Origin of the sequence: Arthrobacter sp. StoSoilB5, from assembly GCF_019977235.1 — a bacterium.
In the GTDB taxonomy this organism is placed as follows: domain Bacteria; phylum Actinomycetota; class Actinomycetes; order Actinomycetales; family Micrococcaceae; genus Arthrobacter.
The window spans coordinates 3757985-3773229 of the sequence record NZ_AP024646.1 but is presented as its reverse complement, the minus strand read 5'-3'; the positions used below and the strand labels follow the sequence as shown (position 1 = coordinate 3773229).

The 15245-nt window shown below is 62.6% G+C and carries 10 protein-coding genes; 5 read left to right on the top strand and 5 right to left on the bottom strand.

The annotated features are described in order from the left end of the window. Nucleotides 1-23 precede the first annotated feature (23 nt). The gene (gene hemL, locus LDN75_RS16995; protein ID WP_223933695.1) at nt 24-1343 is read left to right on the top strand and encodes a glutamate-1-semialdehyde 2,1-aminomutase; all 1320 of its coding nucleotides are present in this window, start codon (nt 24-26) and stop codon (nt 1341-1343) included. Nucleotides 1344-1486: 143 nt separating this feature from the next. Next, nucleotides 1487-2767, top strand: a complete 1281-nt coding sequence (locus LDN75_RS16990) for a glycoside hydrolase family 3 N-terminal domain-containing protein (RefSeq protein WP_223933694.1) — start codon at nt 1487-1489, stop codon at nt 2765-2767. Between the two features lie 149 nt (nt 2768-2916). On the opposite strand, the gene LDN75_RS16985 is transcribed toward LDN75_RS16990, so the two are convergent. The 4 genes from LDN75_RS16985 to LDN75_RS16970 all read right to left on the bottom strand — a co-directional run bounded on the left by LDN75_RS16985 (nt 2917) and on the right by LDN75_RS16970 (nt 6412). Next, complete coding sequence (locus LDN75_RS16985; RefSeq protein WP_223933692.1) at nt 2917-3654, bottom strand: amino acid ABC transporter ATP-binding protein; 738 nt, start codon at nt 3652-3654, stop codon at nt 2917-2919. Continuing rightward, nucleotides 3651-4415 carry an amino acid ABC transporter permease gene (locus LDN75_RS16980; protein ID WP_223933691.1) on the bottom strand — a complete coding sequence of 255 codons (765 nt, stop codon included), beginning with the start codon at nt 4413-4415 and terminating at the stop codon, nt 3651-3653. The genes LDN75_RS16985 and LDN75_RS16980 overlap by 4 nt, the downstream gene beginning before the upstream one ends. Before the next feature lie 12 nt (nt 4416-4427). After that, nucleotides 4428-5378: an ABC transporter substrate-binding protein gene (locus LDN75_RS16975; RefSeq protein WP_223933689.1), complete on the bottom strand. Its 951-nt coding sequence runs from the start codon at nt 5376-5378 to the stop codon at nt 4428-4430. Nucleotides 5379-5701: 323 nt separating this feature from the next. Continuing rightward, on the bottom strand, nt 5702-6412 hold the full coding sequence (locus LDN75_RS16970; RefSeq protein ID WP_223933687.1) for a 3'-5' exonuclease: 711 nt from the start codon (nt 6410-6412) through the stop codon (nt 5702-5704). Nucleotides 6413-6477: 65 nt separating this feature from the next. Here LDN75_RS16970 and LDN75_RS16965 point away from each other — a divergent pair, with 65 nt between their 5' ends. The 3 genes from LDN75_RS16965 to LDN75_RS16955 are packed head-to-tail and all read left to right on the top strand — an operon-like array spanning nt 6478 to nt 13765. Continuing rightward, nucleotides 6478-6894 carry an MGMT family protein gene (locus tag LDN75_RS16965; protein ID WP_223933685.1) on the top strand — a complete coding sequence of 139 codons (417 nt, stop codon included), beginning with the start codon at nt 6478-6480 and terminating at the stop codon, nt 6892-6894. Next, nucleotides 6891-10226 carry an ATP-dependent DNA helicase gene (locus tag LDN75_RS16960; RefSeq protein ID WP_223933684.1) on the top strand — a complete coding sequence of 1112 codons (3336 nt, stop codon included), beginning with the start codon at nt 6891-6893 and terminating at the stop codon, nt 10224-10226. Before LDN75_RS16965 ends, LDN75_RS16960 begins: the two co-directional genes overlap by 4 nt. Continuing rightward, on the top strand, nt 10223-13765 hold the full coding sequence (locus LDN75_RS16955) for an ATP-dependent DNA helicase (protein WP_223933683.1): 3543 nt from the start codon (nt 10223-10225) through the stop codon (nt 13763-13765). Before LDN75_RS16960 ends, LDN75_RS16955 begins: the two co-directional genes overlap by 4 nt. Before the next feature lie 33 nt (nt 13766-13798). Here the strand turns inward: LDN75_RS16955 and LDN75_RS16950 are convergent, their stop codons facing one another. Further along, the gene (locus LDN75_RS16950) at nt 13799-15133 is read right to left on the bottom strand and encodes a macrolide 2'-phosphotransferase (protein WP_223933682.1); all 1335 of its coding nucleotides are present in this window, start codon (nt 15131-15133) and stop codon (nt 13799-13801) included. Between the last annotated feature and the right edge of the window lie 112 nt (nt 15134-15245).

Below are 15245 nucleotides of genomic sequence, written 5' to 3'. Positions count from 1 at the left end.
GAATGACTGAAAGAATAGGAACCATGACTTCAAACACCCCTGTGTCCGACCAGCTTTTCGACCGTGCCCGGTCCCTGATGCCCGGCGGAGTGAACTCCCCGGTACGCGCCTTTGGATCCGTGGGCGGAACCCCGAAGTTCATGGTTTCGGCCAAGGGCGCCTACCTCACAGACGCCGATGGCAGGGAATACGTGGACCTCGTCTGCTCCTGGGGCCCGGCACTGCTCGGTCATGCCCACCCGGCCGTGCTCGACGCCGTGCACGCAGCGGTGGATCGCGGCTTGTCTTTCGGTGCGTCCACCCCGGACGAGGCCAACCTTGCCGAGATCGTTAAGGAGCGGGTGTCCGCCGTCGAACGCCTGCGCATGGTGTCCACGGGCACAGAGGCCACAATGACGGCGGTTCGCCTCGCCCGCGGCTTTACCGGGCGCAACCTGATCATCAAGTTTGCGGGGTGCTACCACGGCCACCTGGACGGGCTGCTGGCAGCCGCAGGTTCCGGCGTTGCTACGCTGGCTCTCCCTGGTTCGGCCGGCGTCACGGCGGCCACTGCCGCTGAGACCCTCGTTTTGCCTTACAACGACCTCGCTGCCGTCGAAGCTGCGTTCGCCACGCACGGCAACAACATCGCGGCCGTGATCACCGAAGCTGCCCCGGCAAACATGGGCGTCGTCACCCCGGGCGAGGGATTTAACGCCGGACTGTCGCGCATCACCAAGGAACACGGTGCCCTCCTCATCCTCGATGAAGTCCTCACAGGCTTCCGTACCGGCTACGCCGGCTACTGGGGACTCACAGGCCGCCAGGAAGGGTGGGCCCCGGACCTGCTCACCTTCGGCAAGGTCATCGGCGGCGGAATGCCGACGGCGGCTCTTGGCGGACGCGCGGATGTGATGGATTACCTCGCGCCCGTGGGCCCGGTGTACCAAGCCGGCACTTTGTCAGGAAACCCCGTGGCCATGGCTGCTGGCGTGGCAACACTGACCCATGCGACACCCGACGTCTACGCCTATGTCGACGCCCGCTCGCTGGAGCTCTCCGCCGCTTTGTCCTCGGCGCTGGATGCCGAAGGCGTGGACCACTCCATCCAGCGTGCGGGGAACCTGTTCTCCGTTGCCTTCGGCACTTCTGCCCGGGGTGTGCACAACTACGACGACGCCCAAGGCCAGCAAGCCTACCGTTACGCACCGTTCTTCCACTCGATGCTGGACTCCGGCGTCTATCTGCCGCCGTCGGTCTTCGAGGCGTGGTTCCTTTCCGCGGCACATGATGACGCTGCTATGAACAGGATCGTTGACGCACTCCCTGCTGCTGCGAAGGCCGCAGCCGCGGCGATCGCATAAGTCGGCGATCGCATAAGTCGGCGACCGCATAAGGCAAGGACAACGCAGTGCCTTGGCCTGCTGCTACAAGCTGGCTGGGGCACTGCGCCTCCCCGGGGTAGGCTCGTAATGGAAACCCAACCCCAACGAATTCACGGTTTACCATGCGCTCCATCCAAACAATTGCATCCCTTGGCTTGTGCGCCGCAGCGGCCGGAATCGTGGTCACCATGGTGTCTGGCTGCTCAAGTGGCAGTGGAACCGCGGACCCAACATCTTCGCCGGTTTCGCCGACGGCAAGTACCCCCTCGCCGACGAGCACCCCTGTTCCAAGCACGTCCACCACTCAGGCGTCAAACGAACCCCGGGAATCCCGGACCCCCTCGACAGCGCCTACCCCTCAAGCCTTGTCCACGGCGCAACAACAGCTTGCCAAGCTAAGCCTCGAGCAACGCGTAGGGCAGCTGTTCATGGTTGCTGCCAAGGCCACCGGTGCGGAACCGGGCACGATGGAAGCCCTCTCCAAATACCACGCGGGCAACGTTTACCTGAGTGGTCGCAGCAAGGCCGGGGCAGAGGCCACAGCTGCCGTAGTGGCCTCCCTGACCGGGAAGGTTTCCGCCGAAACTACCGGTGGGCTGCCTCTCTTCGTGGCCACGGACCAGGAAGGTGGATACGTCCAGGTTCTGGCTGGTCCAGGTTTCTCCACGATTCCCGCAGCTTTAGTGCAAACGGGAGCTGGTCCCGCGAAGCTGCGGGCAGACGCCACCGTTTGGGGGAAGGAACTCCGTAGCGCCGGCGTCAATGTCAATCTGGCCCCCGTCCTTGATGCTGTGACGAGCCCTGAATTCGCGCCATCCAACGCGCCCATCGGGCAGTTCCAACGGCAGTACGGATATAGTCCGGGCCAAGTTTCTGAGCTGGGAAACGCTTTTGCCCAAGGCATGAGGGACGCGGGGGTCGCGCCCGTTGTGAAACACTTCCCGGGCCTCGGCAGGGTAGTGCCCAACACCGATGTCAGCCGTAACGTCAGGGACACCAAGACCACGCGGAACGATCCCGCCCTGGAGCCATTCCGCACAGCCATCACGAACGGCGTGCAATGGGTCATGGTGTCCAATGCGTACTATGACCAAATCGACCCAGCCAACATTGCGCCGTTCTCGCCCGTGGTTATGGGGCAGATGCTTCGCGAGGACGCCGGCTTCAAGGGCATTATCCTTTCGGACGACGTCTGTAGTGCAGCACAATTGGAGCCTTGGCCGGCCCCTGACCGTGCCATCAACTTCTTCGGAGCCGGTGGCACGATGCTCGTGTGCGCCGACCCCGGAAGCATCCCGTCCATGTATGAAGCCGTCCTGCAGAAAGCGCAGTCCGACCCAGCTTTCCGCCACAAGGTGGATGCCGCGGCTTTGACAGTGCTGTCGGTCAAGTCCGGTAAATAAGCCTGAGTCGCGGAGACTGGCTGGTGCCTTAGAGCTGGTGAGCTGAATGCAGAAGACCCCGCCTACCGGACTGTCCACCCCTGAGGGCGGTTGTCTGGAGGCGGGGTCTGCTGTATTTCTGCGCTGTGGTTCCCTGGAGGAGCTGTGGCCTAGAGGACGTCCGAGAGGAAGCCCTGGAGCCGTTCCGTCCGGGGGCTGTTGAAGAGCTGCTCCGGGGGACCGGATTCCACGACTACGCCAGCGTCCATGAACGTCACGACGTCTGAGACATTGCGGGAGAAGCCCATCTCATGGGTTACCACCACCATGGTCATGCCACCCTGTGCGAGATCGGTCATCAGGGCCAGGACGCCCTTGACGAGTTCCGGATCCAGAGCAGAAGTGGCCTCGTCGAAGAACATGACCTCGGGCTTCATCGCCAGCGCACGGGCAATGGCTACGCGCTGCTGCTGGCCGCCGGAAAGGTTGGCGGGGCGGGCATCGGCCCTGTGCTTGAGGCCGACCAGGTCCAATTGGGCCAACGCCTCGTCACGCGCCTGTTCCTTGGACATTCCGCGGATCTTTCGCAGTGCCAGGGAAATGTTCTCGGCCACGGTCTTGTGAGGGAAGAGATTGAACTGCTGGAACACCATGCCGATCCGACGCCGAAGTTCGTCGGGGTTGTCCTTGAGGACTGAACGGCCATCCAGCAGGATGTCGCCCTGATCCGGCTCGATGAGTCGGTTCATCACGCGAAGGAGCGTTGACTTGCCTGAACCCGAGGGGCCGATCACGGAAGCCGTGGTGCCCTTCTCAACGTGCAGGTCGATGCCCCGCAGGACATGGTTGGTGCCGAACGACAAATGGATGTTCTTTGCCGTCAACGTGCCAGATGAAAATTCACTCATGCGTGGGCTCCCTTCCCGACGACCGCCGCGGCGTCGTCCGGTTCCTTCTTTTCCGGCCGGCCTGAACGGAAGCGGGCATCAATCCAGTTCACAAAGTGCGTAAGCGGGATTGTGAGTACCAGGTAGAAGATGGCCGCAGCAACGTACGGTGAGAGGTTGCCGCTGGTTGCAGCCGCGTCCTTGCCGATCTGGAAGATCTCCCGCTCCGTGGCCAGCAGGCCCAGGAGGAAGACGAGTGAGGACTCCTTGATCAGGGCAATGAATTGGTTGACCAGGGCAGGAAGCACCCGACGGATGCCTTGGGGAACCACTACCAGCCGCATGGAAGCGCCGTAGCCGAACCCCAAGGCGCGGGATGCTTCGAGCTGTCCCTTATCCACGCTCTGGATACCTGAGCGGAAGATCTCACCGATGTAGGCACCCGACATCAAAGACAGTGCGGCGATGGCCATCGGGTACGGGCTTGTGGAGCCCGTCAGTTCACGGATGATGGGGCCGAAGCCGAATCCGATGACCAGAATGGTCAGCACGGGCGGAAGTCCGCGGAGGACGTCCGTGTAGATGCGTGCAATCCATCGGGCTGCGGCGTTCCGGGAGATCCCCATCAGGGCCAGGGCCATGCCCAGCAGGGTCCCGATGATGCCCGAAATGACAGCGAGCACCAGGGTGTTCGGCAGGCCGACAGCGAACATCTTGGGAATGACTTCGCCCATCGCCTTCCAGTCAAGGAAGGTGTCAGCTAGTTGCTTGAGGATATCCATGGAACGCCCGGGTTACTTGGCCGGGATCTGGACGGCCTTGCTGCCCGGCTTCCAGCCCTGCGGAGTCTGCTCGGCCGCTGTAGGACGATCGGTGTACCACTCGGAGGTGAGCTTGGTCCACGTACCGTCAGCAATGACCGCGTCCAGCCCGGCATTCAGGGCATCGAGGAGGGGCTGATTGTCCTTGTTCACGGCGTAAGCCGTGAAGTTCTGCGTGTTGACAACCTTTTCGGCGATCTTGGTGCCGTCGCCGTCCTTGACCTGGCCGGAAGCCTGCTGGGAGGGGGCCACCCAGGCGTCGATCTGACCGTTCTTCACGTTGCCATAAACGGTGTTGTAGTCAGGGAAACGCACGGGCTCGAGCTTGAGTGTGTTGGTGACATAGTCATCCTGAACGGTGCCCTGGACGACGCCGATCCGGACGCCTTCCTTGAGGTCGGCGAAGCCCGTGACCTTGGCGTCGTTCTTGGTCACAACAGCCATGTAGCCAAAGTCGTAGCCGTTGGTGAAGCCGACTGTCTTGCGACGGGCGTCCGTGGTGGAGATCGAGGAGGATCCGACGTCGAACTGCTTGTTTGCTACCTGCGAGAGCAGGGCGGAGAAGTCGGTCGATGCGAACTCCACCTTCAGGCCAAGCTTGTCGCCGATGGCGCGCAGGAGCTCGTTGTCATAACCGGTGAATTTGCCGGAAGGATCGATGAAGATGTTCGGCGGTGCATCGGACAGGGTGCCTACACGCAGGGTGCCATCAGTGACGAGGCCCAGCTTGGACTTGTCGATCTTGTCCAGCGCCGTGACGTCCGCGGTGGTGTACTTGTCCAGCGTCTGTTGGTCGCTGCCGGCCAGGGCATCGGTGGGCGAACCGCTGGGCTGGGAGGTTCCTCCTCCGCATGCTGCCAGGGAGATCACCAGGGCCGCGGCTACGGGAGCAGCAGACAGCCACTTGAGGGCTTTGAATTTCATGAAGAAATCACTTTCATCGGGTCACAGAGACGTTTCGCGGTGGGCGGGGAACGTGGCAACAAGAATGGGGATGGCTGCCCTAGCAGACTTCAACCCGCCAAACTTAATTATGTCACCAGCCCGCCGAAGCACGGTGAATCGAAGAAGTGATTGCTCTGGCTCATTTTTTCCGAACAAAGTTCCGGCATCAATGCTGGGCTCGCGGAACTATTCCGGGCTAGGGTGCAGGGGCGGAATCCGCGCGCAAGACGTATGTGCTGGCAGGTTCCCAAAATTCTTGTGACTTGCATCCCAACCGCGGCTCTTTTGGAGCTGGAGCTGCCTCAGAAGCCGCCGCGGCTGGCATCCTCGGGTGGCAGGACGGGCCACTCGCCCTCGATCACAGCCGTAGGCTTGCTTCGCCGCAGATACTGCTGGAAGTCGGCCGCTTGGGATGCGGCCCAGTCCACCTGCAAATGGTGCAGCTTGGACGCAGGCATCTGCAACTTGGGGAATTTGCCAGCCATGGCATCCAGGACGCGCAGAGTCGCCAAGGCGTCGGCAGCGGAGGTGTGGGCGTTGTCCAGGCTCACGCCATATTCCTCGCATAAAGCGGTCAACGTCCGCTTGCCCTTGCGGTACCGGTCCACCTGCTTGTTCATCACGTAGGGGTCCAATACCGGGAAACGGGTGAGTTGCGGGACACCGTGCCGTGCTGACTCGGCAGCGAGCACCGTGAAGTCGTAGCTGGCGTTGAAAGCAATGACTGGAGTGTGGTCGTCGAACAATTCCTGTAGAACGGCCGCTACCTCGCGGGTGACCTCGGCCGCCGGGCGGCCTTCGGCCCGGGCTTTTTCCGTGGTCACCCCGTGCACCTCGCTGGCCTCCAAAGGAATCTCGACGCCGGGATCCGCCAGCCATTCATGCTCTTTGATGAGCTGTCCGTGCGCATCCACCACAGTGATTGAAGCAGTGACGATGCGGGCAGAACGGGAATTCTTCCCGGTGGTTTCGAGGTCGAAGGCAGCGCGGGGGAGGGTGTTCCAGGAGCTCATGGTTTCACGCTACCGGCTGGCCCCGACAGTACTGGGGACGACACTCCTGCGGCTACGCTGATCACATGCGGATGGAGTATGTGACGGCGGTGCTGGCCGTTGTGGACCTTGTTCCGCCCGGCACGGCCGTGTCATATGGTGACGTCGCAGAACTCCTTGGAGCTGGCGGACCCAGGCAGGTGGGCGCCGTGATGAGCCACTACGGCAGTTCCGTAGCGTGGTGGCGGGTCCTGCGGGCAAGCGGCGATGCCCCGCCGGGCCACGAGGCAGAGGCGTTGCGCCACTACGTGCAGGAATCCACCCCACTGCACGGTGCCTTTGAGGCATTCCTGCGGACAGGTGAGGGCCGTTGGCGCGTGGACCTCGGCACCGCGCGATGGGCGCCAACTGATGCTGATTTCGATCTTATTGATGTGATCTCGGACCAGTTGGAGCGTCAGCTCCATATTTTGTCGGTGCCCGATGATGAAATGACTGTGTGACCGCAACAGCTACCAGAACCCGCCAAGCCCCGGCAGCCCTTCGCTTGCTTCCGCCGCGCGAGATCCACTACGCGGCACCTGACCTGTCTCCGGACCAACGTGCGGTTGTTTCAGTCAGGCAGGGAGGCGGGCCGGTCCTGGTCCCCGGAGGCCCGGGCACCGGAAAGTCCACAGTGCTGGTCGAATCAGCAGTCCGGCGGGTAAATGAAGACGCGGTGGATCCTGAACGGATACTTATTCTCGCTCCAGGGCGCCACGCCGCGGCCGCCTTGCGGGACACCTTCACCGGTCGCCTGGACAGAAGCCTCAGTACGACGCCGGCCCGCACCTGGGCGTCTTACGCTTTCGACGTCATCCGGCGCGCTAAAGCGGAAGGCGTCTTGCCGCTGCCACGACCACCCAAGCTCCTGTCCGGCCCGGAACAGGATCTGATCATCAAAGAGTTGCTGGAAGGCCACTCCCGCCCCGGGCACCAGTTGCCCTGGCCAGAGGACCTTTCCGCAGCACTGCCCACCCGGGGATTCCGCCACGAGATCCGCCAATTGTTTGATCGCATCATCGAGTCTGGCCGCACTGCAGAGGACTTGGTTGGCCTCGCCTACGAATGTGGGCGGCCCGATTGGATGGCGGCGGCCGAGCTGTACAGCGAGTACCGGGACGTTTTGGACCTCCGAATGCCCGAGGCCTTCGATCCCGCAGGCATCATCACTACCGCACGGCAGATTTTTCAGGACTCGCCTGCTTTCCTGGCTGCCGAGCGTGAACGCCTGCAGCTGATCCTCGTGGATGATGCACAGGAATCCAATCCGGCTGTGTTTGAGCTCCTGGCCGATATTGCAGAGGGCAAGGACACTGTAGTCACATATTCGCCTGACACTGTGGTGCAGGGCTTTCGCGGGGCGCGGCCGGACCTTGTCGCTGAGCTTCCCTCGCTCCTGGCGGGAAGCCACGGGGTTCTTGAACGGCCACTGTGGATTACGCACCGGCATCGCTCCGAGGTAGCGCAGGCCTGGACGAGGGTTGCCGCACGCATCTCACAACGATCCGGGGGCCAAAGGGCCAGGCGCCTGGAACAGCAGGAGTCCCTCGACGCCGTTCAGGCAACCAGCCCGGAGGGGCGGGTTGAAGGACATGTGCTGCCTTCTCCTGTCCATGAGCTTCGCTATGTGGCCCAGCGGATTTTGGAAACTCAGTTGCGTGAGGGGCGCGACTTCAGTGACATTGCTGTCATCGTCCGCAACGGCGGCTTGATCTCGCAGCTCCAGCGCTACCTCAGCGGGCAGGGAATCCCTGTACGGGTTCCTGTGGCGGATTCTGCGGTCCGGGATGAGGTGGCCGTCCGGCCCCTCCTGGAGGCCTTCGCTGTCGTCCTTGATCCCGCAAAGCTCACTCCTGAAACTGCCGTTTCCCTCCTGACCTCGCGGATTGGCGGCGCATCCGCTATTGAGCTCCGCCGACTCCGTCAATCTCTCCGTCGCGAGGAGCTGCTCGGTGGCGGCGGACGATCCAGCGACGCTCTGCTGGTGGAGGCGCTGCTTGAACCGGGAGCGCTTGCTTCGCTGGGCATTGAAGGAAACTCTGCCCGCCGGCTTGCCCGGATGATTGCTGCCGGCACTGCCGCGTCGGCTGCGCCTGGGGCCAACGCGGAATCGGTCCTTTGGGCGCTATGGCACGCCACGGGGTTGGCTTCCCGCTGGTCGGACGCCGCGCTGGAAGGAGGAAGCGCCGGAGCCCGCGCGGACCGCGACCTTGACGCCATGATGGCGCTGTTCCACACGGCAGAACGCTTCGTGGATCAACTGCCAGGCTCCGGTCCGGAGCAGTTCCTCGATTACTTGTTGAACCAGGAACTCCCTATGGACACCCTCGCGGCGAGGGCCCAGCTTGAGGAGTGCGTGGAAATCATGACTCCGGCAAGTGCTGCGGGCCGCGAATGGCCTGTAGTGATCGTCGCCGGCCTCCAGGAAGGCGTCTGGCCGAACACGCGCCTGCGTGGGGAACTCCTGGGCAGCACACTGTTCGCTGACGCCGTGGAGCACGGAGTTGAGCATGCGCTGGGACGTGGCCCCCTGAGCAGGCTAAGGGACATCCGGTACGACGAACTGAGGAGTTTCTCCACTGCGGTCTCACGGGCCCGGGAGGTCCTTATCTGTACTGCTGTCTCCTCAGAGGACGAACAACCTTCGGCCTTCCTGGACTACGTGGCACCTTTGGCTCCCGGCGAGTACAGGCGGGACTACACGCCGGTGGATCGTCCCATGACTCTGCGCGCCTTGGTTGCCGAGTTGAGACAGCATGCCCAGGCTGAGGACCCGGACGCCAACGAGCCATCGCGGACCGCGCAGGAAGCAGCACGTGTGCTGGCCCGGCTCGCCTCTGTTGATCCACCTGTGCCCGGGGCCCATCCGGATACGTGGTGGGGTTTGGCACCCTTGAGCTCCCGGGAAGCCGTTGTCCCGCCGGGAGGCACCGTGTCGGTATCGCCATCCAAGGTGGAGGCTGTCCACAAGTCCCCGCTCGACTGGTTTGTTCAGGCGGCCGGGGGCGAGGCCGCCACTGACTTCGCACGGAGCCTGGGCACGCTGGTCCACACCATTGCGCAGGAATTGCCGGACGCCTCAGGTGCGCAGTACGTTGCGGAACTCGTTCGCCGGTGGCCCACCCTTGGCATGAAGGACAACTGGGAAGGGAAGCTCGATTACCAGCGCGCTGAACTGATGGTCCGTAAGTTGGCTCAGTACGTACTCATCATGCGCAGCGAAGGCAGGAGCCTGCTCGCGGTGGAGCACGACTTCGAAGTGCAACTCCCCGACGTCCAGCTACGTTCCACACCTCTGGATTCGGTTGTGGACGATTCAGATGCCACTCGACACGCCGTGCTTCGCGGACAGGTTGACCGGCTGGAACTCGACGCCGAAGGTCGCCTGGTAATCGTCGATCTCAAGACCGGGAAACGCCAGCCAGGCAAGTCCGAGGTAGCCAGGCACCCCCAGCTGGGGGCGTACCAGGCAGCGGTGCTCAAAGGTGCGTTTGAGGATGCCGGTGCGCTTGAGGATGCCGGCGCGTTTGGGGATGCCGTGCGCCGGGTTCCGGGTGGAGCCGTCCTCGCACAGCTGGGAACCAAGACCAAGAGCCCAGGAGTTCAACAGCAGGATCCACTGGAGCCTGATGACAACTGGGCAGAGGCTTTGGTCAACGAAGCCGCGGAACTGATGGCTGGTGCAACGTTCGAAGCCAGGCACGATCCGAGCAAGGGGGGACACGGCGGACATGGCTGCCGTCTGCCCGATATTTGCCCACTGTGCGCCAGAGGAAAGCAGGTCACTGAATGAGTACCGATCTTCTTGAAGGATCCGCACACGTTGAAGGAACTGAACAGGGCGAAGCCGGAATCCTGGACGCGGAGTCCGCGCTACCTGCTCCCAGGTTCTCCCCATCGGAGTTGGCAGACATCCTTGGCGAAAAGAACCATCCCACAGCAGAACAGGCAAGCATCATCGCTTCCTCGCTCACGCCACGCCTTGTGATTGCCGGCGCAGGGTCGGGGAAGACGGCCACGATGGCCGACCGCGTGGTTTGGCTTGTTGCCAATGGTTGGGTCCGGCCCGAGGAAGTCCTAGGCGTGACTTTCACCCGTAAAGCCGCTGGCGAGCTTGCTGGCAGGATCCGGGCCAAACTGGCCACTCTCCAGCGGATCGCCGGAGAGGACGATGGCAGCATCGGCTTTCCTGACGGGCTTCTGGGCGCCGACGACCTCGAGCCCAAGGTGTCTACTTATCATTCCTACGCCAGCGGAATTGTTTCGGACTACGGATTGAGATTGGGGATCGAGCGGGACGTCGTCCTGCTGGGTGGTGCACAGTCGTGGCAGTTGGCAAGCGAGGTGGTGGAGGCTTATGACGGCGAATATGAGCATTTCACCGCAGCAAAGTCGACGCTTGTCAATGCTGTCATCCAGCTCGCTGGCGAGTGCGCCGAACACTTGCAGGACCCGGGCGCCGTCCGGGACTGGGTGCTGGAACGCGTTCAGACCTTCGAGCAGCTCCCTTACGTGGCCGGTGCAAAGAAGAACCCCACTCAGGCAGCGGGGGAGCTCGCGGCGATGCTGCGGACCAGGGCCAGCGTCGCAGACATGGTGGTCCGTTACCAGCAAGCCAAGCGGCAAAAGGGAGTGCTGGATTTCGGGGACCTCGTTGCACTCGCGGCGCGTATTGCCAGTGAAATTCCGTTGGCCGCGGCCACTGAGCGGGCACGCTACAAGGTGGTGCTGCTGGACGAGTTCCAGGACACCTCGCATGCTCAGCTTGTCTTGTTTTCGCGCCTTTTCGGCCGCGGCCATGCCGTCACCGCTGTGGGGGACCCCAACCAATCCATTTACGGATTTCGCGGCGCCTCGGCTGGCCAGCTCTTCCACTTTGTGCAGGAGTTCCCCGTAAGGCACAACGATCCAGCATCAGGCGGTGATGACTATTCTGTGGCGCCAACGTCGTACTTGACCACGGCTTGGCGCAACGGCAGGAACATTCTCCAAGCTGCAAACACGATTGCCGCACCCTTGAACAAGGCGGCCGCTTCCGAGGGGCCGGCAGGGGAGCGAGGCACTGCAAGCAACGTGAGTGTTCCACCCTTGGTGCCGAGTCCGGTGGCCGCGGAAGGCAGCGTTGTCATCGCTCGATTCAGCACTGACGAAGACGAGGCCGGCGTTATCGCCCGGGACATCCGGCGTTACCAGAGGACTGTCTTCGAGGAAGAGAACGACGGTACCCCGGTCAAGCCAACCATGGCGGTACTGTGCCGGCGGCGTGCGCAGATGGAATGCCTCCGGCGGGAATTCGAACTTCAAGGAATTCCCTATGAGATCGTTGGCCTCGGCGGTTTGTTGGACACACCTGAGATTGTGGACCTGGTGGCAACGCTGCGGGTTCTGGCTGATCCAGGCCGTTCCGATGCGTTGATGCGGCTTCTGGCAGGAGCCCGATGGCGGATTGGGCCTGCAGACCTCATGGCCTTCAACGATTGGTCCCGTTTCCTGGCCAGAAGGAGGTCAGGCGCTGGCAGCGCTCTTGAGCTCGCCGACGAAGAACCGGCTGCAGTGGTGGTGGAAAGCGACATCACTGATGCCGCAAGCCTCGTGGAAGCCCTGGACTTCCTGCCCCGCCCGGGTTGGACCTCCGGACATGGAAGGACGTTGAGCCTTTCTGCCTTGGAACGATTAACGAGGTTGTCGGAGGAACTGCGCTCTCTCCGAACCTACATCGGGGATGATCTGACAACCTTGCTCGGTGAGGTGGAACGTGCCATGTTGCTCGATATCGAGGTAGCAGCAAAGCCTGGCGTTAGCATCCATCAGGCACGCCGAAACCTGGATGCCTTCCAGGACGCGGCCGCCGGGTTCCTGCAGACCTCCCAGCGGATCGATCTCCTTGCATTCCTCTCCTGGCTGGAAGCCGCGGCCTCCGAAGAGGGCGGCCTGGACATTGCCCCCTTGGAAACCAACCGGGAAGCTGTCCAACTCTTGACAGTGCACGCTTCCAAAGGGCTTGAATGGGACGTCGTCTTTGTCCCCGGGCTCAACGCGGGCTCCTTCCCGAGCAACAGGGACTCACGTTGGAGCAGTGGCGCGGCTGCGTTGCCTTGGCCGTTGCGGGGTGACCGCGCCGATCTGCCGCAATGGGATCTGGACCACCACGATCAAAAGGGTTGGCTGGACGCAGAGAAGGATTTCAAATCCGACGTTCAACATCACGGCGAAGCTGAAGAGCGCAGGCTTGCGTACGTCGCCTACACGCGGGCGAAGTTTGTTTTGTGTGTTTCCAGTTCCGCGTGGAACGGGTCGAGGTCAGGCATGGCGGGGATGTCGTCGTTCCTGTCCGAGCTGGCGCCACTCGCGGGAGTTTCTTCCTCCGGCGAAGCCGCGGTCAGTGCCGAGGCGAGCGCCCTGGTGCATCCCGAGTCGGTAGCCGAAGAAGCACTGCCGGAAAACAGCCCGCTCACTACTACGCTGGAAGTGGCCCAATTTCCGTATGATCCGCTCGAAGGCCCGGCCGATCCCCGGACAGGAGCCCGGCTTAGGCTCGTTCCCGGCCGTCGAATCGCCATGGACCGGGCTGCTGCCAGAGTGCTCGAATTCATGGAGGAATCCGCTTCTCAAGCATCATCGCAAGAACTCACGGGCATCTCGGGGCGATGGTCACACGAAGCGCAGTTGCTATTGGATCGCCGTCGGCAGGGAAAGCTCCATCAGGACGTGCACTTGCCCAGCCACATCTCGGCGTCCCTCTTCGTTGACCTTGGCATGGATCCTGCAGCCGTGCTGGCCCAGCTCCGCCGACCAGTGCCCCGGGAACCAGGCATTTCGGCGCGAAAGGGCACAGCCTTCCATGCCTGGGTGGAGGAGTACTTCGGAACGACCGGCATGTTGGACATCGACGAAGCACCTGGCTCGGATGCCCATATCGACGAAGCGTACGGCTTGGATCACATGGTTGAAGCGTTCAAGCAATCGGAGTGGGCGCACCGGGCTCCAGCTTTTGTGGAAGTACCCGTGGAAACGAGGATCGGTGACGTTGTGGTCCGAGGACGCATCGACGCCGTTTTCCGCGACGCCGACGGTCGCTGGCAACTTATTGACTGGAAGACAGGTCGCCGGCCTGCAGGCAAACAGCTGGAAGCGAGGGCCGTGCAGTTGGCCGTGTACCGTCTCGCATGGTCGCGGTTGAAAGGTGTTCCCTTGGAGGAGGTCAGCGCGGCGTTTTACTACGTGGCGGAAGATGCAGTCGTCCGCCCGCACGACTTGGGCACCGCCGAGGAACTCGAGCAGATCATCGAGAAGGCACTTAAGAACGATCCCTCGGCTGCGGACTCCAAGTAGCCGGAGTCCGGGAACTCCGGTCGGGAACGCAGGTCAGGATCGTTCGCCCGCATGCAGCGGAGTCACGTTGACAACATTCAACGCTGCAGTTGAGGCGTCATCACCTGCCGGCGAGGCCTGATTTCCCGCGTCCGTCTCTTGCCTGGGGGAAGGACTTGCGGCAGAAGCTCCCTGAGGTCGGGAAATGGGGCCCTCTGTCGACTTGTCCGGTGCGGTTACGGTAACCGCGCCTGGGAGCGCATCGTTGCCAGCCGCTTCGGCGTGCGGGAGCTCCTTCGGAGACGTGGGAGGTAAGGGCGCCACTGAGACTGCAGCACCGGCGTCGGGAATCGCCACGACCGTAACGGCTGGCTGCTGGGTGCTGGCCTGCGGATTAGATGCATCCTGTACGGCTGCGCTTTCAGCCTCGGCTGCTGCCGCCTGCTCAGCTGCCAGAACGGCCTCGTCATGCCTGGCTTGCTCTTCGATGTCGGCCGCAAGGGACTGCAGCATTGATACTGCCTCTGACGTCATGTCCTCATGCCCAACAGCCATTGCCTTTACCAGGTACTGGGCCAAGGCGAATTCAGCCAGCAAGGCGGCGCGTCGGAGCAGATGGGCGTCGGGCGTGTCCCGGCGTGCCTCGGTATACCGGCTAAGTACGGCCTCAACGAACGAGGCTTCGTTGGACGCCACCAGCCAAGCGAAATCATCGGCGGGGTCTCCGATGCGAAGATCGGTCCATCCCGTCAACGCCGTCACAGTATCGTCCTGGACCATCAGGTTGTCTTCGTGGAGGTCCCCATGAACCACCGAAGTGTTGAAGCGCCAAAGCGCCACGTCCTCAAGGGCATGTTCCCAGCGACGCAGCAAAGTGGCAGGAATCTTGCCGGTGGTGGCTGCCTGGTCCAATTCGTTGAGCTTGCGCTGCCGAAACTCGTTGGCAGAGTAACTGGGCAAATCGGCATTGTTGACCAGTGCCAGGGGAAGGTCGTGGATGGCGGCCAGTGCATTGCCAATTTCATGGGCCAGAGCAGGGCTGCCAGCGGAGAGTTCGTCAATTGAGAGCGTCGAACCCTGCAAATGGGCATACACGAACGTTGTGAGGGCGCCCTGCCGGACCGTTCCGGCGACGGTTGGCACATGGAAAGGGAGCTCGGCACGGATGGCAGGCGCAAAAGCCCTCAGGACCATGAACTCCGTTTCGAGGCGGGTACTGGCCTCGAGATGCCGCGGCGAACGGACGCGCCAGCGCTTGCCTTCCGCGTCGAGCAACAACGCCGAATCGAAGTCGGCGTCGTCGTCGGGGGAATAGGCTGTAGCCGTCGGTGCCAGTCCGGGCACCGCCGCGGTTGCTACAGCGGCCAGTTCGAGCGGTGTTCTTCTCACGTCTTCCACGGTAGATTGAGTGGCGCCTATGGCCATGATGCAGTGCGGCGAGTCTTCAGATCCGCACGAAAACAAGGCAGAAGTTGACCATCAGATCGTTCAGGGCGCGGCA

Bases quoted from the DNA above. Each gene is read 5' to 3' on its own strand.
- hemL (WP_223933695.1), top strand. From the start codon at position 24: ATGACTTCAAACACCCCTGTGTCCGACCAGCTTTTCGACCGTGCCCGG.
- LDN75_RS16990 (WP_223933694.1), top strand. From the start codon at position 1,487: ATGCGCTCCATCCAAACAATTGCATCCCTTGGCTTGTGCGCCGCAGCG.
- LDN75_RS16985 (WP_223933692.1), bottom strand. From the start codon at position 3,654: ATGAGTGAATTTTCATCTGGCACGTTGACGGCAAAGAACATCCATTTG.
- LDN75_RS16980 (WP_223933691.1), bottom strand. From the start codon at position 4,415: ATGGATATCCTCAAGCAACTAGCTGACACCTTCCTTGACTGGAAGGCG.
- LDN75_RS16975 (WP_223933689.1), bottom strand. From the start codon at position 5,378: ATGAAATTCAAAGCCCTCAAGTGGCTGTCTGCTGCTCCCGTAGCCGCG.
- LDN75_RS16970 (WP_223933687.1), bottom strand. From the start codon at position 6,412: ATGAGCTCCTGGAACACCCTCCCCCGCGCTGCCTTCGACCTCGAAACC.
- LDN75_RS16965 (WP_223933685.1), top strand. From the start codon at position 6,478: ATGCGGATGGAGTATGTGACGGCGGTGCTGGCCGTTGTGGACCTTGTT.
- LDN75_RS16955 (WP_223933683.1), top strand. From the start codon at position 10,223: ATGAGTACCGATCTTCTTGAAGGATCCGCACACGTTGAAGGAACTGAA.